Origin of the sequence: Tolypothrix sp. VBCCA 56010, assembly GCF_050875635.1 — a bacterium.
Classification (GTDB): domain Bacteria; phylum Cyanobacteriota; class Cyanobacteriia; order Cyanobacteriales; family Nostocaceae; genus Hassallia.
In genome coordinates this window covers 1-20,846 of the sequence record NZ_JBPAOH010000145.1, presented here as the reverse complement: position 1 = coordinate 20,846, position 20,846 = coordinate 1, and the positions used below count along the sequence as shown (strand labels likewise).

The window sequence follows — 20,846 nt, the reverse complement described above, 5'->3', positions numbered from 1 at the left end:
GGGCCCTATCGCATTGGGCATTGGCATTCTTTCCCATGCCCCATGCCCCATTCCCCATGCCCGCTCTCATCCCACTCCGTGGCTGGGGTGGGATGAGCTTAAGCCCTTCTTTATGTCGATTTCCCCAACTCCAATACATACCGGATTTATTGTACTCAGGATTGGCGACAACTTCGGCAACGCGATCGCCTGCCAACTCTTCAGACACAAATCCCCCAGTAATATTCTTCTGGAAGAATAGAAAGATTTTCTGAAACAGCGGATAGTGGTTGCGAAACAAAGCTGTAGTTGCCATACATTCAGGATACAGAGAACTGAAAACAATATTAGTTGACTGGTGATAACGCCGATGCAATTCTCGCATAGTCAATAGATTGCACAGCGTTATAAATTCCAGCAATTTTGATTGAGAAGCCATTATGAAGTTTTTTTGCGGCTCGCAAGCTCCTGGATATACTGCTGTAGCGATCGCGGCTCTCGTCCGAGAATGGCTCCTTCAGCCGTGAGTCGAGCCGTATTGCGCTTAGAAGATGACTTGGGGGTGCGCTTGCTTGGGCGGACGACTCGCAGTTTGACGCTGACCGAAGCTGGCAAGCGATTTTATGAACGCTTAGGGCAAATTCTCAACGACTTGGAAGAAGTTGAACTTGAAGTCAAACAATTGCAATCCATGCCGATGGGAACATTGCGGCTCGATCTGAGTTTTGTGTTTGGCAAAATGCATATCGCTCCGGCTCTGGTGCGATTTGCCGCACAATATCCTGAGCTAAACCTGAATGTTTCTTTTAACGATCGCTTGATCGATCTGATTGAGGAAGGCGTTGATGCGACTGTGCGGATTGGCATGAGCAACGATAGCCGTTTAATCATGCAACACCTGGCAACTGCACGCTACATAACTTGTGCCTCGCCGCAATATCTTGCCCAGTATGGTACGCCGACAACGCCCACAGAACTGTTGCAGCATCGCTGTGTCAACTTTATCTTTCCACAGACCCGACGAGAAGCTAACTGGAAGTTTGAACAAGACGGAAAAGTGATTGACCTTGCCGTTGACAGTTATCTGCGATTTGATAATTCAGAAGTCATTTTAGAAGCGGTCATTCAAGGAGCCGGTGTGGCTCAATTACTCAAATTTATTGCAGCGAAAGCGATCGCGCGTGGAGACCTCCAACCGATTCTCCAATCCTACGCGCCCCAAGTTGGATTACCGATCGCAGTGTTGTATCCACAAAAACGCTATCTCTCGGCTAAAGTTCGCGTTTTTGTTGAGTTTATGAGAGAATTGGCAGCTACTTTAAAGCGAGTTGATGTTGTAGATTGAACGTTTACGAACCGCTTGAGCGAAGTCTACCCAGTTATCTGCCGTAGACAGTGGCGACAGTATCAAGCAATTCCAACTAACTTGGCGCTCAAATCCCACAGCTTTTTAGCTTTGTTATCATCGCTAGCTTCGTTAGAAACTTCTTGCACAAAAGATTTACGCCCTTCTTTCTGTCGATTTCCCCAACTCCAATACATACCGGATTTATTGTATTCGGGATTGGCGACAACTTCGGCAACGCGATCGCCTGCCAATTCCTCAGACACAAATCCCCCAGTAATATTCTTCTGAAAGAGTGGAAAGATTTTCTGAAACAGCGGATAGTGGTTGCGAAACAAAGCCGTAGTCGCTACACATCCCGGATACAAAGAACTGAAAACAATATTAGTTGACTGGTGGTAACGTCGATGCAATTCCCGCATAGTCAAGACATTGCACAGCTTGCTATCTTTGTAAGCTTTGCCCGGTTTGAACTTCTTGCCGTTAATCATGGAAATTGGCGCTTTAAAGCCTGCCTCAAAGCCTTGAAGTTCTCCCAAATCTGGAGGTGCTGGAATCGGAATTTTGCCTCCCAACTCTTTCGGATTTGCCGTCACAGTTCCCAAAATAATTAATCTTGGCTGTGAAGCTGAAGATTTTTTCAAATCCTCAAGCATCAGGTTGCACAAGAGAAAATGTCCCAGATGATTTGTGGCAACGCTCAACTCATATCCATCTTCGCTGTACAACGGCTCTTTTAATAAAGGCATATACACGGCAGCATTGCACACCAAAGCATCCAAAGACTTACCGCTTTCTCGAAAGTTTTTCACAAACTGTCGCACACTTTCTAAGCTGGCTAAGTCGAGATGCATGATTGTGTAGCTGTCTTGCGGCATCCCTAGGGTTTGGGCAGCTTTTTGGGTCTTCGGGATATCCCGACATGCCATCACCACATGCCATTGCTTCGTTTGAGCAAGCGCTCTTGCAGCTTGCAAACCGACTCCTGAAGATGCACCGGTAATTACAACCGTTGACTGCCCATGTTGTTGCATTCTCTTTATCCTCCCTTGACCGTCCTTAACTATCTTCAGGATCTCACATTTGGAACGCATCGTAGAGACGTTCCGGACCGAACGTCTCTACATCTGGGGCGGAACGATGCGTTTTTGGCAATTTACTGAGTGCTTTGACAAACACATTTTTTCTACTTATGCTATCTTGATTGGAAATATCAAAAAAATATCATACCAAGGGAAGATGCCAGGTCTATGAAAATAATCCTCAACCTAGAAGCAGAATTATATTTTCAGCAAGGATTGCGCCAAAACAAAGCAGAAAAGTTTTCTGAGGCGATCGCCAACTTCGACAAAGCGCTAAAATGTAAGCCAGATTATGCGGAAGCCTTATCGCAAAAAGGTTTTGCTCTAGGTTGCTTGGGTCGTCACGCAGATGCGATCGCTTGTTTTGACTTAACGCTCTTATTACGCACAGACGCTTGCTGGGTTTGGCACAACCGCGCTATTGCCCTAGGAAAGTTAGAACGTCACGCTGAAGCTCTCAATAGCTTTGACCGCGCTCTTGAGTTTAACTTCAATTCCCCCACTATTTGGCACAATCGCGGTATTACCTTGTGCGACTTGGGACATTATGAAAAGGCAATTATCAGCTTTGAGCGCACTATAAACTTGCAACCAGATGCTTATTGGGGATGGAATAATAAAGGTAATGCCCTCAAACAGCTAGGTTACTACGAAGAAGCTGTTAACAGCTACGATCGCGCTATTGAATTCGACCCCAACAACGTCATGGCTTGGCATAACCGAGGTGCGAGTTTGAGCAACTGGGGACGTTATGAAAAGGCGATCGTCAGCTTTGACCGCGCTTTAGCAATTCAACCAGATTATTATAAAGCTTGGTTAAACAAAGGCATAACTTGGGAAAAATTACAGAATTACTCTGAGGCGATCGCTTCTTACAATCGTGCCCTAGAATTGCAACCAAACGATCACGTCATCTTATATAACAAAGCCCGCTGTTATGCCTTACAAAACAACATTGAAGCAGCAATTGAGAACTTACAACAAGCAATTATTCTTTGTCCAGAACAATATCTGCAAATGATTCCAACTCACTCAGATTTTGACAAAATCCGTGAAGATGGACGCTTTCAGGCTTTGATTCAACAACCTAATCGTTAGGGGGAAGGGGGACAAGGGAGACAAGGGGGACAAGGGGGACAAGGGTTTTTGAAGAGGGGGAAAGGGAAAGAATTATTACCAATGCCCAATGCCCAATGCCCAATGCCCAATGCCCAATGCCCAATGCCCAATGCCCAATGCCCAATGCCCAATGCCCAATGCCCAATGCCCAATGCCCAATGCCCAAATTGACAGTTAAGTAATTAGATGAGGTTAAAAATGTCTTACAAGATACGTCGTTTACATAGTCATCTGAAAGTATGTAAAAGCATTGAAGCTGAGAAAAGCTGGAAAATTGAGGAGAATGTAGAGATTTTGAAAGAAGAAATAGAAAGGTTAAATTTAGAATTGCGCTACAAGAGTTACGAACTGGAAAAGATGAAGCAATCGAGAGATATGGAACAGGAAGTATATACTCTAATCACTTCAAGTTTGCAAAATATTGATGATGCTAATGAATTAGCGAAAAACTTGTTAGCGTGCGATCGCCTAATCGATAAAGTTTTAGCTGAATTATTCGATGCTATTTATATCTATAATTCACAAATCAACTAGAACCCCGGTAACTCATGCGAAACCGGGGTTCTAAAGGGGAGTAGCAATGCTTGGCATGAGCGATAAATCGCTCACTACGAACTATCATATTCAATCTGATGCTTTCATTGCTAGTTGAAAAGGATGGAAGAAAACTATGACAGTTGATACCTATACGTTTATTGAGTCTAACTCAAAATTGGAATTACAAACTCAATCAGAGTCATTTGCTCAAGTCTTGATAAATCGAGCTGTAGAACCTGCTTTTTGTTTAGCAGCAAACGGGCAATTTCTTTACGTTAATGATGCAACTTGCCGGATGAGCGAGTATTCCCGTGAGGAATTACTTTCGATGACGGTAGATGAGATAGATATAGACTTTTCTCCACAAGTTTGGTCAGAACTATGGCAATTGAAATCAGATTCTTTAAGCTTTGAATCTCGCTATCGAACAAAGACAAATCAGATATTAAAAGTAGAAGTCACCCTGAGTTATGTAAATCAAGGTAATAAATTTATCTGTGCTTTTGCCCGTGAGAAAAATGATGAAGTTGTATTGGATGTACAACAATATGCAGATAAATCAAATAATTGTCACGAAAATTTACAAAACCAACTGAAAACATCTCTTTCTTTACTTCATTGTACTCTCGAATCTACCTCCATTGGCATACTTGCAGTTAACTTGAAGGGAGAAATCACTTATAATAACCAAAAATTCCTGGATATGTGGCAACTGCCAACAACGATAAACATATCTAAGAAATATAAGCGAAGCAAAGTTTTTTTTGAAACACAAGTCAAAGATTTAGAAGTTTTTCGCTCATGCGTTTGGGAAATGTGCGATAGTAGCGATCGCACAAGATACGATTTGGTAGAATTGAAGGATGGCAGGATTTTTGCCCACTACTCGCAACCGCAGCGATGCGGTGAAACAATTATCGGTAGAGTGTGGAGTATTTGGGACGTTACAGAATCAAAACGAACTGAGGAAAGACTCAGACTGAACGAAGCGAGATTTCGCACTTTAGCAGAAACTACAGAAGCGGGTATTTTCTTAATTCAAGGTAAGCACCTTTGCTATGTAAATCCGGCAACTGAAATACTGACCGGCTACACATTCAAAGAATTGCTAACTGATTTCGATCTTGATAAACTGATTTTAAGCAAAAAGCTGAGGCAAGTAAACAATCAAGATTCAGCAGCTTTAGGTGAATATCAAGAGATGCAAATTCTCACAAAAAACGGTACTCAACGCTGGTTAGCTTGCACAACTGCACTGCTGGATGGAATGTTTGATTTTGCCGGTAAACCAGTTGAACTGATTACAGCGATTGATATCACCGATTACAAACAAGCAGAATTTGAGCTTTGCCAAGCGTTAGAACAAACAAAACGACTCAGCGAACAAAAAGAACGCTTTGTCTCTATGCTCTGTCATCAATTTCGCACTCCACTAAACATTGTATCATTCTCTGCTGATTTACTCAAACGTCACATTCACAAATGGACTGAGGAAAAGAAAAGCTCGTATTTTGATTTAATTCAAGATGGTATCAAACAAATCAGTCAGTTGTTGGATGACATTTTGTTATTTGGTAAAGCAGAAGCTGCAAAATTACAGTACCAACCAACAGAAATCAACCTCAATCAGTTTTGTGGTGATATTGTCTCTCAGGTGCAGTTGGCAAATAGCAACCAACAATCAATCAATTTTGTGAGTCCAGATAACTGTACAACTGCTTATTTCGACTCGAAAATGCTACAGCATATCTTAAGTAACTTGCTCTCGAATGCGATAAAATATTCGCCTGCTGATAACAGCGTTACGTTGAAACTAGATTGTTCTGAAGATGAAAATATAATTTTTCAAATTCAAGATGGGGGTATTGGGATTCCGGTAAAAGATCGACAACAAATATTTGAGCCATTTTATCGAGGTGGCAATATCGATAGCATTCCCGGTACTGGGTTAGGACTAGCGATTGTCAAAACTCTTGTTGATTTACATGGCGGTGAAATTGCTGTAGAAAGTCAAGTAGGTACAGGCACTACGTTTACTGTGACGTTGCCATCAGTAAAACAGTTGAAGTCTGATTAACAGATCCAACAGATCCCCGACTTCTTGAAGAAGTCGGGGATTTGAGTACACCCGTAGGGGCACGGCAGTGCCGTGCCCCTACTTTTGCTTAAATACGGTGCGTTGCGCTCTTGCACAACACAACGGCAATAAAGCGGGAGGAACATCCACACCGCTTTTTGCCTCCCCTACATTTAAATTTCTTAACTACAAGATAACATGGCGATACATTAATATAGCGGTTCTCGTTTACGTGAGGTACACCCGTAGGGGCACGGCACTGCCGTGCCCCTACACAGATGCGATATGATGTTGTACCGTATCTGAATGGGAACCGTTATATAACATGGCGATGCATTAACATAACATGGCGATGCATTAACATAACATGGCGATGCATTAACATAACATGGCGATGCATTAACATAACATGGCGATGCATTAACATAACATGGCAATGCATTAACATAACATGGCAATGCATTAACATAACATGGCAATGCATTAACATAACATGGCGATGCATTAACATAACATGGCGATGCATTGACATAACATGGCGATGCGATCGCCCCACCGTCGTACAGACGTTCCGGACTGAACGTCTCTACATACCGCGAATACGTCCGGCTAAAGTTGCGACTGCAAGCGCTAGTTGCTCGGCTGCTACAGGTTTGGTAAGATGCATTTGAAAGCCGGCGGCTAAAGCCTCTGTTCGATCCTCGCTTCTAGCATGTGCTGTCAGCGCTGCTGCGGGAATTTGTCCTCCAGCTTCAGCACTTAGTTGTCTGACTCGACGAATTAATGTATAGCCGTCTTCCCCTGGCATACTGATATCAGACAACAACACATCATATTCTGAAGGGTTTGCTGTTAAAATGGCGATCGCATCCGTTGCTGAGGCAACTGTTGTTACTATGGCTTGATATCCTTCCAGCACTGCGGTGAATACCTCACGCACATCAGCGGCATCATCGACAATCAAGACTCGCACACCCGCTAAGGATGGGATATCTCCAACTAGCATTTCTATGTCGATCAAGTCTAGTGACTTCACCGCAGACTCTGCAATTTTAGTTTGCAGCGGCAGCCTTACAGTAAATGTCGCTCCTTGTCCTTCACCCAAACTTTCAGCCTCAACTGTGCCACCGTGAAGTTCAACTAAGTGACGGACAATCGTCAGTCCGAGTCCGAGTCCAGTATTTTGTCGGGTAAGCGTACTATCTGCTTGCCGGAAGCGATCGAAAACATAAGGTAAAAAGTCAGGACTAATGCCCTTACCCGTGTCGCTGACTTGAATTTGAGCGATTGAATCAATATACTTTAATGTAATTTCAACTCGTCCTTGTGGGGGGGTGAATTTAATCGCGTTAGAAAGTAAATTCCAGACGACTTGCTGTAAACGCATGGGATCGCCAGATATTCGTTGGGAGGCAGCATCAAGCCTGGATTCAAGTTGAATTTGTTTCGCGTCTACTGAGACGCGGACGACCTCAATCGCTGCCCTAATTATCGGGGCAAGCTCGATCGGATAAGCGTTTAAGCGCAGCTTGCCTGAGGTAACGCGGGAAATATCCAACAAATCCTCAATCAGTTGGGTTTGTAACTTAGCGTTGTTTTCAATTGCCTGAAGCCCACGAGCAAGTCTGTTTTTGTCAACTTTTTGACTGCGGAGCAACTGTGCCCATCCTACTAGAGAATTAAGGGGATTTCTCAGTTCGTGAGAAAGAATCGATAAAAACTCATCCTTAATGCGGTTAGCTGTTTCAGCCGCAGCTCGAGCTGACTGTTCTTGAGATAAAATTTGAGCGCGTTCTGTCTCCAAGTTTTTTTGCTGCGTGATGTCATCAATCGCCAAAAGAATCATGTCCTGATGGTTTGCTTGAGACATTTTGCGAGCATTCAGCAGCATAACTTTGCGTCCGATTTGCTCAAACTCATGCTCAACTTCTAAGTTTTGAAAATCTGACAGCAGCGTATCGCTAGGAATAATTTCTTCGAGAAGCGATCGCAACTGGGGAATGTCCCATTGTCCATTTCCTAATTCAAAAATCAAGCGCTGTTCTACCTGGGCTGGTGAAACTTTAAATGTCTCATAAAAAGCCCGATTTGCCGTGATGACTTGTAAGCTCGCATCTAGCACCATTAAAGGTTCCCGCATCGTCTCCACAATCGCTTCCGCATAATTGCGCGATTGTCGAAGCTGGTCTGCGCTGCGTTTGAGCGCGTCAATATCTACCAATATCACCACCGCACCATCAATTTTATTGTCGATTGTGCGGTAGGGACGGATTCGCAAATCATACCAACGCCCGTTGTGGTCTTGCACTTCCTGCTCTTTCACGCTGAGGTTATTAATCACCTCCAAAATCTGTTGCTCTAAGTCTGGTATGTTGAGATTGAGATTAATATCTCCTAACGGTCGTCCCACATCGGTAGGAATCAAGTTGAGGATTTGTCGTGCTAAGGGAGTAAAGCGACGGATGCGAAGATCGCTCCCCAGCATCACAATCGGAATATTTATACTACTAAGCAAGTTCTGCAAATCGTTACTGACTTGGTTCGATTCGATATTGCGTCGATGCAGTTCGTCGTTAACAGTATTTAATTCTTCATTTGCTGCTTGAATTTCTTCTTTAGCGGTTTCCAGTTCCTCATTCGTGCTTTGCAATTCCTCATTACTTGAGAGTATTTCCTCGTTGGCAGCTCTCAAATCTTGATTGGAGGCTTCCTGCTCTTCAATAATCGATTGCAGATGCTCTTTAGTAACCGCTAGTTCCTGTTGCAGCCTCGCAATTTGGTTGTTAGCTGCTTGTTTTGTTTGCCCAGTTTTTTCGCTACTAGTTTTCACTAACTGAGGTGTCGCTTGGGTCGGGGTATCCTCAAATAAAATTAAAAAGTAACGTTCTTGTGACCTGCGAGCTTGAAAGGGAATAACATTAATACTAATCTGCCGTGGCTGCTGGTTCTCCCAGATTTGCAAGTCCTCTTTTGTCACTGGCAAATCCTGCTTTTTTGCTTGCTGAATTGCCGTGCGGACTTCTAGCCGCAAATCTTCTCGAACCATTTTCAGCAAATTCAAACTTGCCCTGCCTGGGGCAGGTTTCAGATAAAAGCTGGTCTCTCCCCGAAATTGCAGAATCTCCAGATCGTAGTTTGTAATTACACCACCAGGCGCATAGCGATTCAATACTATCTGGTCTGCTTCTTTCTGCAAGTCAAAATCGGTAAAAGTCTCTTCGTTGTTTTGTAAACCAAGACTTCCTAAGTCTAAAGGATAATTGTTGCTAACTACATCTAAAGGCAACCGAGCCTGAGTCAACTTTCGGGCATAAATCTTGTACTTTTTATCAACCAGCGAAAACAAGTCTAAAAATTCCCCGACGGTTTCCGAAGTTCCTAACATCAGAAATCCGGTTGATTTGAGACCATAATGGAAAATTGGCAGAATCTTCTTCTGCAAAATCGCCCCGAAATAAATCATTACATTTCGACAGGTGATCAAATCGAGCTTGGAAAATGGGGGATCGGCGCACAAATTTTGTTTGGCAAAGACACACAGTTCGCGCACCGGCTTACTAATTTGGTAGCCATCGTCTTGCCGGACAAAAAAGCGTCGCAGACGTTCTGGTGAGATATCTTGCATCTGGCTGTATTTATAGATGCCAATCCGAGCTTTTTCGATCGCACTCTCACTGATGTCTGTAGCATAAATCTGAATCGGCGGCTTAATTGGCTGCGTCTCTAAAAATTCCAGCAAGCAAATGGCGATAGAATAAGCTTCTTCCCCGGTTGCACAACCTGCCACCCAAATGCGGATCGGTACTGCTACCGATTTATCTTTGGTAATTACCGGAAATACTTTACTTTTTAAGGCATCAAAGGCTTCAGGGTCACGCATAAAACTGGTGACATTAATCAAAACATCGTCGTACAAAGCCAGTACTTCTGCCGGATGGTTTTGGAGATACGTGACGTAATCCTCCAATCGTTCTATCTGATATAGCACCATCCGCCTTAAAATTCGCCGCCGAATGGTAGTGTGTTTGTAATGGGTAAAATCAACTCCTGTAGTAGCCTGCAACAATACAAAGATGGTTTGTAAGGCATTCTCACCTTCAATTGGTGGTGCTTGTTCGACCTTTACTGAAGCAGAATCAGCGATGTAGGGATGATGGCTGATTTTTGCTAGTTCTTGGGCGATCGCTGGCGGTGGTAAAATAAAGTCTACATGTCCGGTAGCGGCAGCAGTGTTCGGCATACTGCTAACTTGTGCGGTGTCTGAACACTGAGCAAAGGTAATCCCCCCAGCCGCTTTGATTGCTTTTGCTCCCAGTGCCCCATCAGAATCACCCCCAGAAAGAACAATAGCGATCGCTTTGTTACCCCGCTCCTCAGCTAAAGAAAGAAAGAAGGTATCAACCGTCATTGCTACTCCCCGAATCTTCTCACGCGGCATCAGTTTCAGTACCCCTTGAGAAATGGTCATCTGCTTATTCGGCGGAATCACATAAATCTGGTTCGGTTCCACGGTTGTATTATCAACCACTTCATGCACCGTCATCTCGGTTGATCTCGAAAGAATCTCTCTCAACAAACTTTTATGATTCGGGTCTAAGTGCTGTACCAAGACAAATGCCATGCCGGTATCAGTCGGCAGATGGGACAGCAATTCCGTGAATGCCTCCAATCCACCCGCAGACGCGCCAATCCCAACAATTGGGAATTCATTAGAGCCGTCTTGCAGCTCTTGATTAACAACTTTACCGTCATTCGGGTCAGATTGAGATTTCTTAGAAGGTCGCCTAGTCATTGAGCGCAGTTACGGCTACGGTAAACAATTTAGCTTTTATTTTAAAGGCTTTAGTTTCACCGAGGGCAAAAGCTTTCACGCTTATTGCTCTTCAACGGCAAAACATACTAACTTCTTTATATTGAATCATTTTGAACTCAATGGGGACATCTACCTGCTTTTTGTTTATTGCGCTTCTAAAATACAGACCTAACCACGCCACATCGCACAAGTCGGGAAACCCGCCCATGCGAGTGGCTCCCCTACCCCCTTCCCTATAAGGGAAGGGGAAAAAGAATCTGGTAGGGTGCGTTATGGACAGAAGTCCTAACGCACCGAAAATCAAAGGATGGTGCGATCTTCCGTTCGGCATAACATACCCTACTGACTACTTACGCAAAAACCCTTTGCAACTCTTATTCCTTCTCTTCTCCTGTCGGAGACGCGAAGCGCGAACGTGTACGAGCGTGTCTAGCCTTCGGCTTCTGCGTACTCCGTTGGAGAAGCCGAAGGCTAGCAGTACGTGGTTCGTTTTTCCGTGAATCGTGCGTAAGTCCTAATATAAGTAGAATAAACCGCCCTAAATACAGTTCGGTTAAGCAGACATCGCTGTGAGAAAAAGATTGCTAAAGTATATACAACTTGATAAAATACTGCTAGCTTCTTACTACTATGAACAATCTTTCTAACCGCAATCCAGAGAACTTTGGTTCGTCAGCAGTTAACAACAACTTGTGGCAATATATTAAATCGCTGAATCCAGAAATGGTTGCCCAACTATCCAAGCCAACATCACCAGAAGTACTTCAAGCGATCGAGCGCACCGTTGTGAGTATGTTGGGTAACTTACCTTCAGAAGACTTCGACATCGAAATTACCACCAGCCGCGAACACTTAGGTATGTTGTTAGCATCTGCCATGCTGAATGGTTACTTCTTACATAACGTACAACAGCGCTTGGAATTTGAAAAGTCATTGCAGTTAACACAAGTTGATTCCCAAGAAACTGTTTAATCTGCATGTTAAAAGCACTTAATTAGGGTGCTATCAGATTTTCTTCATTACACCCTAACAACTAATTTCTTACTTATTGAGACGCTAATTTAATCCCAAAGAACACCACCCAACAAATCCCAAGTTTTCGCGCCGACTATACCATCTACTTGCAAGTTATATTCACTTTGGAAATTTTTTACAGCTTGTTCTGTTTGCTCTAAAAAATTTCCAGTACGCAAATCTTTGTCGAAATAGCCTAAAGCAATTAAAAGATTCTGTAACAACTTTACAGCACCGCCAGTATCACCCTTCCGCAAAATCGGTAATTCTTTATTAGCTGTTGCTTGAACTTCTTGTATCATAATTAACTCCTTGAATTCAGTTTAATTTGACTGGAATTGTCTACACTACCTACAAGCCGAAAACTTCTTTTTTCGGAAAATTGCAGCACCATGAAGCCGTCATCCTACAAGGGTGCGGCTACACGTACAAAGCCTGCCTCCGCAGGCTGTAAAATCCCTAATTTTCTTTTAGCCCACGCAGGTGGGCTTCGTCCGTATAGCCCCAGGCTTCCAGCCTGAGGGCTTAAAATAAAAGATAAAGTGTTTATTTAACGCATGAAACGCATAGTTTTGATTGCTGGATTTGAATCGTTTAACGCTGAATTATACAGAAAAGCAGCTTACTTGTCTAACTTGCGCTGTGGTGAGTTGGATATTCGCGTGTTTAGCGATCGCGATATTACCACCAACCGCAGCGAGGTCCAAGCAGCACTTAAAGACGCGGATGTGTTTTTTGGCAGCTTGCTATTTGATTATGACGAAGTATTGTGGTTGCGCGATCGCGTTGCCCAAATTCCCATCCGTTTGGTATTCGAGTCAGCTTTAGAATTGATGAGTTTAACAAAATTGGGTGATTTTGCGATTGGGGACAAACCCAAAGGAATGCCCAAACCAGTTAAATTCATCCTTGATAAATTTAGCAACGGAAAAGAAGAAGATAAACTTGCAGGTTACATCAGCTTCTTAAAAATCGGTCCCAAACTTCTCAAATTTGTGCCAGTGCAAAAAGTGCAAGACTTACGCAACTGGTTAATTATTTATGGTTATTGGAATGCTGGCGGTGCAGAAAACGTAGCCGCATTATTTTGGATATTAGCAGAAAAATATTTAGATTTAAAAATAGGCGAAATTCCCCCGGTTATCGAAACCCCAAATATGGGATTGCTTCATCCCGATTATCAAGGGTTTTTTGAATCTCCCCGCGAGTATTTGCAATGGTATGAAAAGAGGGGAAAAGGGGAAAAGCCCCAATGCCCAATGCCCAATGCCCCATGCCCAATGCCCAATGCCCCATCCCCAATGCCCCATTCCCCAGTTATTGGAATTTTACTTTATCGCAAACACGTTATTACGAAACAACCTTATATTCCGCAATTAATTCGCAGTTTTGAAGAAGCAGGTTTGATACCTTTACCGATTTTTATTAATGGTGTGGAAGGACACGTTGCCGTGCGAGATTGGATGACCAGCGACTATGAAACGCAGCAACGAAATAATAATAATATTGAAACTCCTTCACTCTCCAACGAAGCGGTAAAAGTGGATGCGATCGTATCTACAATTGGCTTTCCTTTGGTGGGTGGTCCTGCTGGTTCAATGGAAGCTGGACGGCAAACGGAAATTGCGGTAAAAATCCTTGCTGCCAAGAATGTACCATACATCGTCGCCGCACCATTGCTAATTCAAGATATTCACTCTTGGACACGTCAAGGTATCGGGGGCTTGCAAAGTGTCGTATTATATGCATTGCCAGAATTAGACGGCGCTATTGATACAATTCCTCTCGGTGGGTTGGTGGGAGAACAAATTTATCTCGTTCCGGAACGAGTGCAGAGATTGATTGGCAGGGTGAAAAGCTGGGTTGCGTTGCGACAAAAACCTGCTTCACAGAGGAAGATAGCGATTATTTTGTATGGTTTTCCACCTGGGTACGGTGCAACAGGAACAGCTGCATTATTAAATGTACCGCGATCGCTTCTGAATTTTCTCCAGGCGCTGCAAAATCAAGGTTATGCGATCGCAGATTTACCCGAAGATGCAGAAGAGTTAATTCGCGCTGTTAAAGAAGCAGATGAACAACTAGTTTCTAATCCCCAGTCCCCAGTCTCTATCCCCACTACTGTCAACGCCAAAACTCTGGAAAAATGGTTAGGATATCTCCGCACATCTCGCATCGAAAAACAATGGAAATCTCTCACGGGTACGGGAATTAAAACTTACGGTGATGAGTTTAATATTGGCGGTATTCAGTTAGGAAATATTTGGATCGGTGTGCAACCACCTTTAGGTATACAAGGCGATCCGATGCGGTTGATGTTTGAACGAGATTTAACGCCACATCCTCAATATGCTGCTTTCTACAAATGGCTGCAAAATGAGTTTCAAGCTGATGCTGTGGTGCATTTTGGAATGCACGGTACTGTCGAATGGTTGCCGGGATCGCCATTAGGTAATACGGGTTATTCTTGGTCGGATATTTTGTTAGGAGATTTGCCGAATTTATATATATATGCGGCGAATAATCCTTCAGAATCAATTTTGGCAAAGCGTCGCGGTTACGGTGTGTTAATTTCTCACAATGTCCCGCCTTATGGACGTGCTGGTTTGTATAAGGAGTTAATGTCTTTGCGGGATTTGATTTCTGAATATCGAGAAGATTCGCAAAAGAATTATGCGCTGAAGTCAGTGATTTGTCAGAAAATTGTTGATACTGGTTTAGATGCTGATTGTCCGTTTGATGAGGCGAAACGTTTGGGGATTTCGTTTAGTCCTGAGAATGTGCGGATGTTTAGCGATCGTGCTTTTAATGATTATTTGGTGAAGTTGTATGAGTATTTGCAGGTGTTAGAAGGTCGGCTTTTTTCTTCGGGTTTGCATACTTTGGGTGAAGCGCCGAATGAGGAGGAGATGGCGGGGTATTTGCAGGCTTATTTTGGAAACGAACCGCGAAGACGCGAAGGACACGAAGAAGAGGAGGAAATAAGAGGTTTGTTGATGCAATCTACTGATGAGTTGAGGAATCTTTTGCGGGGGTTGAATGGGGAGTATGTTATGCCGGCGCCTGGTGGCGATTTGTTGCGGGATGGTTCTGGTGTGTTGCCTACGGGGAGGAATATTCATGCTTTAGATCCTTATAGAATGCCTTCTGCTGGTGCTTATGAAAGGGGGAGGGAGATAGCTAAAAAAATTATTTCACAGCATTTAGAAGAATATAATAAATATCCGGAAACTGTGGCGGTGATGTTATGGGGTTTGGATGCAATTAAGACGAAGGGGGAGTCTTTAGGTATTCTTTTGGAGTTGGTGGGTGCCGAACCTGTGAAGGAGGGGACGGGACGCATTGTTCGTTATGAATTGATGCCTTTGGCTGAGGTTGGACATCCCCGAATTGATGTTTTGGCGAATTTATCTGGTATTTTTCGTGATAGTTTTGTCAATATTATTGAGTTGTTGGATGATTTGTTTCAACGTGCGGCTGATGCTGATGAATCTGAAGAGGAGAATTTTATTAGAAAACATGCTTTGGCTTTGAAGGCACAAGGGATAGAAAATGCTTCGGCGAGATTATTTTCTAACCCGGCTGGTGATTTTGGTTCGTTGGTAAATGATAGAGTTGTTGATGGTAATTGGGAATCTGGTGATGAGTTGGGGGATACTTGGCAAGGTCGCAATGTTTTCAGTTACGGCAGGCAGGATAAGGGTCAAGCTAGACCGGAAGTATTGACGCAGTTGTTAAAAACGAGCGATCGCATTGTTCAAGAAATCGATTCGGTAGAATACGGCTTGACTGATATTCAAGAATATTACGCTAATACTGGCGGTTTGAAAAAGGCAGCAGAAAAACAAAGCAAGAAGAAGGTTACAACCAGCTTTGTAGAAAGTTTCTCGAAAGATACTACACCCCGCAATCTCGATGATTTACTGCGGATGGAGTATCGCAGCAAGTTGCTAAATCCTAAATGGGCAGAAGCAATGGCTAATCAAGGTTCTGGTGGTGCGTTTGAAATTTCGCAACGCATGACGGCGTTAATTGGCTGGGGCGGCACTGCGGATTTTACTGATGATTGGGTATACGAGCAAGCCGCAGATACTTACGCTTTCGATGCAGAGATGGCGGAAAAATTACGCAAGTCGAATCCAGAAGCTTTCCGCAATATTATAGGGAGAATGCTAGAAGCTTCCGGACGCGGTTTTTGGAATGCTGATACAGAAAAGTTAGATAAGTTGCGTCAGTTGTATGATTTAACTGATGAGGAACTTGAGGGTGTAACAATCTAAGTAGAAAAGAGTAGGGTGCGTTATAACGAAGTTTAACGCACCATTAATGGTTAAGATGCCGTGTTTAATGGCACGTCGCATTTAATATAGCAATCCTATTTCCAAAGTGAAAATTGCCCTTCTTCAGATCCCCAACTTCGCAAGAGTTGTCGGGGATCTTGTTTTTACGACTGCTATAGAAAAATATATATAGCCGTTCTTAGTTGGATGCAATACAAAGTTCTATCGTCGCGTGTAGGGGCACGGCATTGCCGTGCCCCTACGAGTGTATTGGACTCAATCAATAACCGCTATATAGTAACTATAGAGTAGCTGATGTGCAAAAGCGATGCCTGCGGCAACCCTTGATCGGTAACGCCTGCGCTACTAAATTATAAATTACATCCTGAAGAAATTGTTAAGTTTTATGAGATTGTGTGCTTGCACACAGCTTTAATTTCCTCGCAGATTTACTGTATTAAATGCTGCTAACAATTAACAATCGTTAAAATAACCAAATTTTAAATATAAAAATTTTCAGTAATTGCAACAAGTTACATTTTCATAAGTATATCGTTATAACAGCAACAAGTATTTAAATACTAATATTAAAAAACTTATAACATAAGGGTGTAAAAATGAATCTATCACAGTTTGTGGCGTTCTACGAAGCTGGTAAATATGTCTATCAGCTATGGAACGAAATGCAGTATTATGGTAAAGAATATATCAGCGAGACATCGATAAAAAATAATAGCGGTCATATATTAAAAGTTAAAGTTTGTTTTAACAGCGCTCGTCAACGCTATCTGCAAATTAAGTTACCCTGGAATGCGGAACGAAAAATCCTCGCAGGAGTAGATAATTATCAACCAGGGGAATATTTAGCAATTAATCGCGATGAATGGCACATCTTTTTTCTACTTACCAATTTTCAGCATGATAGTGAGCTTTATGCTTATGCCCAGAAAATTGTCAATAGGTTGGTAGATAAAGCTAATCTAATCGAAAGTCAAAAGCGATCGCCTATTTCACTTCCCACAGAACTGCATCCAGCTAAAAGTCAAGTAGCTTAAAGACATATGCTGAATGTTAGTATCTGCTTGTCACTAACATTAAGCATAAATTGCATTAATTGTCCGAATTCAATCATAAGAATCTTGAAGATGTTACCATTTAGGAAATAGGACAAGCTTATGAAGTTTCTTATTACTATTCTTCAAGATGAAGATGGCATGTTCATTGCTGAATGTCCAGTAATTCCTGGCTGTGTTAGTCAAGGGAAAACCGAAAAAGAGGCTATTGCAAACATTCAAGAAGCAATCAAGGAATGTTTAGAGGTAAGGGCTGAAAAAGGAATGCCTTTGACCGTGATAACTCGCGAAGTGGAAGTTTCTGTATAATGCCTGCTGTACCAATATTAAAACCTTCTGAGGTTATCAAGACATTTGAGAAACTTGGGTGGGAAGTTTCTCGCCAGCGTGGAAGTCATATTATTCTGACAAAAGAAGGATATCCAGCTACTCTTTCTGTACCTAATCATAACGAAGTAGCTCGTGGCACATTGCGAAGTCTAATTTCTAAGGCAGAAATAACGGTAGACGAATTCTTGGAAGCTTTGGAAAATTAAATTTACTTGTTCACGCAATAAGCCAACTCTAACTCTCAAGTAACTGACGTGCAAAAGCGATCGCTTCTGCTGAAGTCGAGATTTTTCCTTCAACTTGTGCTACAGCGATTTCCGCCAATAGTTTGCCTAATAGTGGCGAAGCTGGAATCTGTAATGCTAGAATTAGTTCCTTCCCACTCAATAAGGGTGTGGGATGAGAAACCAGATCGTCAGGGTTCAGGTAGCGGTCGATCAAGGGTGCGATCGCCTCTACCAAGATATCATGTCCCACAGCTAAAACTGCTGTAGCCGGAAATACAAAACCGGCTTGTTGAAAGAAAAAATACTGTTCTCGCAAAGACATCTGAGATAATTTTAATTGCGGGAACAGCTTCAGGGCAGTAGTTACACCTTTAATTTCCGCACGACTATAAGTTAGTTTTTGTAATTCAATTTCCGCAACTTCCGGGTCAGGGTTGACAAGACAAGCAAGTTTGGCAATACTCAACCAAGTAGTTTTAACAGTATCCCTAACATACTCTTGCAGTTTTACGCCTAATTGCTGCCAATTTTCTGCTAATTTCACTGCTGCATCGTCAACTGCTGTTAATTTAGCAAAACTTTCGGATGTAGCGAACTTGAAAAAAGACGCAAGTAAATTATCTTGCCAAGCGCGAGTTATCCAAGGTGTTCCTTGAGAACTCAAAAGCAAATAATTGATTTCTACCCGAACTCGTTCTGCGGCAACTTCAGTTATATGCGAAGCTAGAGAGCGAATTGCGATCTGAGTATCTGTCTCAATTGTAAAATTAAGTTGCGCCGCTTGGCGATAAGCTCGCATTAACCGCAAAGGATCGTCTTGCAGATTGGCAGGTGATATCATCCTGATCGTGCGTTGTTCTAAATCAGCACAACCTTGCAAAGGATCGACGATTTCTTGCGTGTGCGGATTGTAGGCGATCGCATTTACTGTAAAATCTCTTCTATACAAGTCAGTTTCTATAGATTCCCCCGACTGTTGGGCAAAATCAACCGTAGCTTCGGGAAACACTACACGGGCAATTTGTCTTTGCGGATCGAGTAACACAAAACCAGCTTTGTAATGCTTGGCGATTTTTCGCGCTACCTTGACCGCATCAGATGGTAAAACAAAATCCAGATCCAAATACTCGCGAGTTCTTCCTAAAATGCGATCGCGCACAGCACCACCTACCAAGTAAGCTGTTTTTGGCAACAATTCCCGGCTAAAAGGATAATTATCAGATAGGTTAGGAGAATTTGAACCTTGCATTGTAATAAAAATCAATCCAGCAACTAATGAATTACGATTTGGCTTAAGCTAGATTAACAATAAAGCTCTTTGTATCGTGGTTATATTATGTGTATTTGTGTCAACTGCCACTATGTAGACCGCTGCATCACCTACAACGCAGTAGAAACGCAGCACCAACAACCTCACCTGACGGAAACCCCAAATTTTGAACCGAATGAACCCTCTATCAACGTTAACATCCGTCCCAAAGAGGATTATATTGAAATGGAATGGGATGTTGTCGGTTGTCTCAGCTTTAAGCGAGAAACAGGTAAATGGTCTAAGTTGCGTCCAGGTGAATTGGTGCCAACTTGATAATCCGTAGTAACGCAATTTATTGCGTTGTCATGACGCAATTCATTGCGTCACTACGAATTATTTTTATAAAAGCAGTTAATCCAAAATCCTAAATCTAAAATCGCTTGACCACTGAATTAGAAATCCAACCAACAAAATACGGTTTATCGCTACATACCACCACACCCGAATTGGGTTTGGCAATAAGTAACTTTGCAGAAGATACACGTTGTGACGTTTGGAATTTAGAGCGTAATGTATCTAGCTTGTTGCATGAATACTTAATTAATTTTATTAAACCGCAAACTTGGGCAGATTTAGCGTTTATTGCCGTAGCCAAGGGACCCGGTGGATTTACTGGTACTCGAATCGGGGTTGTAACTGCCAGAACATTAGGACAACAGTTGAATATTCCCGTGTTTGCTATTTCCACATTAGCAGCGATCGCCTACTCCCAACAAAATAAAAACGACAGTATCATTGCTGTGCAAATGCCAGCACAACGAGGTCAAGTTTTTGCAGCTATTTATCAACATATGCCTGATGCTTCTGGTTTAATATCTTTGTTGCCTGATACCGTATTTACACCAGAAGCGTGGCAAGAAAAATTAGCTTCAAATACAACTTATCAATTAATCGAAGCCAAATCTAACTTAGCAGCAACAGTAACCAGCGTGTTGCAACTTGCATATCTCGACTGGCAACAAGGCAAGCGTCCCCACTGGTCAGACGCTTTACCTTATTACGGACAGCATCCCGTCGATTTATGAAAAAGAGGGGGAAAGGGCAAAGGGTAAAGGTGAAGAAGTAATTTTAACAGGACTTACGCAAAAACTCTCTCTTACTCTTATTTCTTCGTGTACTTCGTCTCTTCGTGGTTCGTTTTTCCATGATTTTGCGTAAGTCCTATTTAAATAACTCCGTCCCTTTCCCCTTTTTTCCTTTTCCCTTTTCCCCTTTCCTTTCCCCTATTTACATCACCTACATCTTGAGGTTATGACATTAAAGTTATCCACATAACAGTATGTGGTCAATGTCAGTAAAACAAACTACTGACGATGCAGCCAAGAACCCATTGATTAATAAGTATGAACAACGCAATAGATTCTATGTATCAGTTAGCATGGCATTTACCTGTATATTCAACGATGATAGCTCAAACCGTTAGAGATCCTAATCTTATCGGTCAAGTGCAAACAGCTTTTAACCACTTTATCCAAACAGGTCAAGTGTGGGCACTGTTGATTGGGTTAGTCATTGGCTATATGATCCGGAATCTAACTAGCTACGGTTAAATGAGGGACAAGGAGACAAGGAGACAAGGAGACAAGGAGGACAAGGAGGACAAGGTGACAAGGTGACAAGGTGACAAGGAGAATAATTCTTTCTCCCCCTCCCCCTCT

General features: G+C 42.7%; 17 protein-coding genes and 1 pseudogene. 13 read left to right on the top strand and 5 right to left on the bottom strand.

Features of this window, described 5'->3' with window-relative positions; genetic code table 11:
- Positions 1-97: 97 nt before the first annotated feature.
- Positions 98-382: pseudogene (locus AABK37_RS32895) on the bottom strand (protochlorophyllide oxidoreductase); the annotation flags it as partial.
- Between the two features lie 48 nt (positions 383-430).
- Between AABK37_RS32895 and AABK37_RS32890 the strand changes: the two are divergent.
- Positions 431-1,324: a LysR substrate-binding domain-containing protein gene (locus tag AABK37_RS32890; RefSeq protein WP_432555680.1), complete on the top strand. Its 894-nt coding sequence runs from the start codon at positions 431-433 to the stop codon at positions 1,322-1,324.
- Between the two features lie 62 nt (positions 1,325-1,386).
- Here AABK37_RS32890 and AABK37_RS32885 read toward each other — a convergent pair whose 3' ends face one another.
- Complete coding sequence (locus tag AABK37_RS32885) at positions 1,387-2,358, bottom strand: protochlorophyllide reductase (RefSeq protein WP_432555679.1); 972 nt, start codon at positions 2,356-2,358, stop codon at positions 1,387-1,389.
- A 216-nt stretch (positions 2,359-2,574) separates the two neighbouring features.
- Between AABK37_RS32885 and AABK37_RS32880 the strand changes: the two genes are divergently transcribed.
- From AABK37_RS32880 to AABK37_RS32865, 4 genes are all read left to right on the top strand, one after another.
- Positions 2,575-3,504 carry a tetratricopeptide repeat protein gene (locus AABK37_RS32880; RefSeq protein WP_432555678.1) on the top strand — a complete coding sequence of 310 codons (930 nt, stop codon included), beginning with the start codon at positions 2,575-2,577 and terminating at the stop codon, positions 3,502-3,504.
- A 48-nt stretch (positions 3,505-3,552) separates the two neighbouring features.
- The gene (locus AABK37_RS32875) at positions 3,553-3,696 is read left to right on the top strand and encodes a histidine kinase (protein WP_432555677.1); all 144 of its coding nucleotides are present in this window, start codon (positions 3,553-3,555) and stop codon (positions 3,694-3,696) included.
- 27 nt (positions 3,697-3,723) lie between these two features.
- Positions 3,724-4,059, top strand: coding sequence for a hypothetical protein (locus AABK37_RS32870; RefSeq protein WP_432555676.1), 336 nt, complete (start codon positions 3,724-3,726; stop codon positions 4,057-4,059).
- A 136-nt stretch (positions 4,060-4,195) separates the two neighbouring features.
- Positions 4,196-6,139, top strand: a complete 1,944-nt coding sequence (locus tag AABK37_RS32865; RefSeq protein WP_432555675.1) for a scytonemin biosynthesis sensor histidine kinase — start codon at positions 4,196-4,198, stop codon at positions 6,137-6,139.
- Between the two features lie 586 nt (positions 6,140-6,725).
- Here AABK37_RS32865 and AABK37_RS32860 read toward each other — a convergent pair.
- Complete coding sequence (locus AABK37_RS32860) at positions 6,726-10,931, bottom strand: chemotaxis protein CheB (protein ID WP_432555674.1); 4,206 nt, start codon at positions 10,929-10,931, stop codon at positions 6,726-6,728.
- A 651-nt stretch (positions 10,932-11,582) separates the two neighbouring features.
- Here AABK37_RS32860 and AABK37_RS32855 point away from each other — a divergent pair.
- Entirely contained in the window at positions 11,583-11,924 is a 342-nt protein-coding gene (locus AABK37_RS32855) for a DUF760 domain-containing protein (protein ID WP_432555673.1), read from the top strand.
- Between the two features lie 89 nt (positions 11,925-12,013).
- On the opposite strand, the gene AABK37_RS32850 is transcribed toward AABK37_RS32855, so the two are convergent.
- Positions 12,014-12,268: a peptidoglycan-binding domain-containing protein gene (locus AABK37_RS32850; RefSeq protein ID WP_432555672.1), complete on the bottom strand. Its 255-nt coding sequence runs from the start codon at positions 12,266-12,268 to the stop codon at positions 12,014-12,016.
- Positions 12,269-12,523: 255 nt separating this feature from the next.
- Here AABK37_RS32850 and bchH point away from each other — a divergent pair, with 255 nt between their 5' ends.
- From bchH to AABK37_RS32830, 4 genes are all read left to right on the top strand, one after another.
- Entirely contained in the window at positions 12,524-16,246 is a 3,723-nt protein-coding gene (bchH, locus tag AABK37_RS32845; RefSeq protein ID WP_432555671.1) for a magnesium chelatase subunit H, read from the top strand.
- Positions 16,247-16,863: 617 nt separating this feature from the next.
- Positions 16,864-17,301: a hypothetical protein gene (locus AABK37_RS32840; RefSeq protein ID WP_432555670.1), complete on the top strand. Its 438-nt coding sequence runs from the start codon at positions 16,864-16,866 to the stop codon at positions 17,299-17,301.
- A gap of 120 nt (positions 17,302-17,421) precedes the next feature.
- Positions 17,422-17,628, top strand: a complete 207-nt coding sequence (locus AABK37_RS32835; protein ID WP_432555669.1) for a type II toxin-antitoxin system HicB family antitoxin — start codon at positions 17,422-17,424, stop codon at positions 17,626-17,628.
- Entirely contained in the window at positions 17,628-17,855 is a 228-nt protein-coding gene (locus AABK37_RS32830; RefSeq protein ID WP_432555668.1) for a type II toxin-antitoxin system HicA family toxin, read from the top strand. Before AABK37_RS32835 ends, AABK37_RS32830 begins: the two co-directional genes overlap by 1 nt.
- Before the next feature lie 28 nt (positions 17,856-17,883).
- Here the strand turns inward: AABK37_RS32830 and AABK37_RS32825 are convergent, their stop codons facing one another.
- Positions 17,884-19,125, bottom strand: a complete 1,242-nt coding sequence (locus AABK37_RS32825; RefSeq protein WP_432555667.1) for a CCA tRNA nucleotidyltransferase — start codon at positions 19,123-19,125, stop codon at positions 17,884-17,886.
- A gap of 87 nt (positions 19,126-19,212) precedes the next feature.
- On the opposite strand from AABK37_RS32825, the gene AABK37_RS32820 reads away from it, so the two are divergent.
- From AABK37_RS32820 to AABK37_RS32810, 3 genes are all read left to right on the top strand, one after another.
- Positions 19,213-19,461: a Ycf34 family protein gene (locus tag AABK37_RS32820; RefSeq protein ID WP_432555666.1), complete on the top strand. Its 249-nt coding sequence runs from the start codon at positions 19,213-19,215 to the stop codon at positions 19,459-19,461.
- A gap of 107 nt (positions 19,462-19,568) precedes the next feature.
- A complete protein-coding gene (tsaB, locus tag AABK37_RS32815; RefSeq protein WP_432555665.1) occupies positions 19,569-20,213 on the top strand; it encodes a tRNA (adenosine(37)-N6)-threonylcarbamoyltransferase complex dimerization subunit type 1 TsaB in 645 nt (214 codons plus the stop codon).
- A gap of 339 nt (positions 20,214-20,552) precedes the next feature.
- On the top strand, positions 20,553-20,738 hold the full coding sequence (locus AABK37_RS32810; protein ID WP_432555681.1) for a hypothetical protein: 186 nt from the start codon (positions 20,553-20,555) through the stop codon (positions 20,736-20,738).
- The last annotated feature ends 108 nt before the right edge of the window (positions 20,739-20,846 follow it).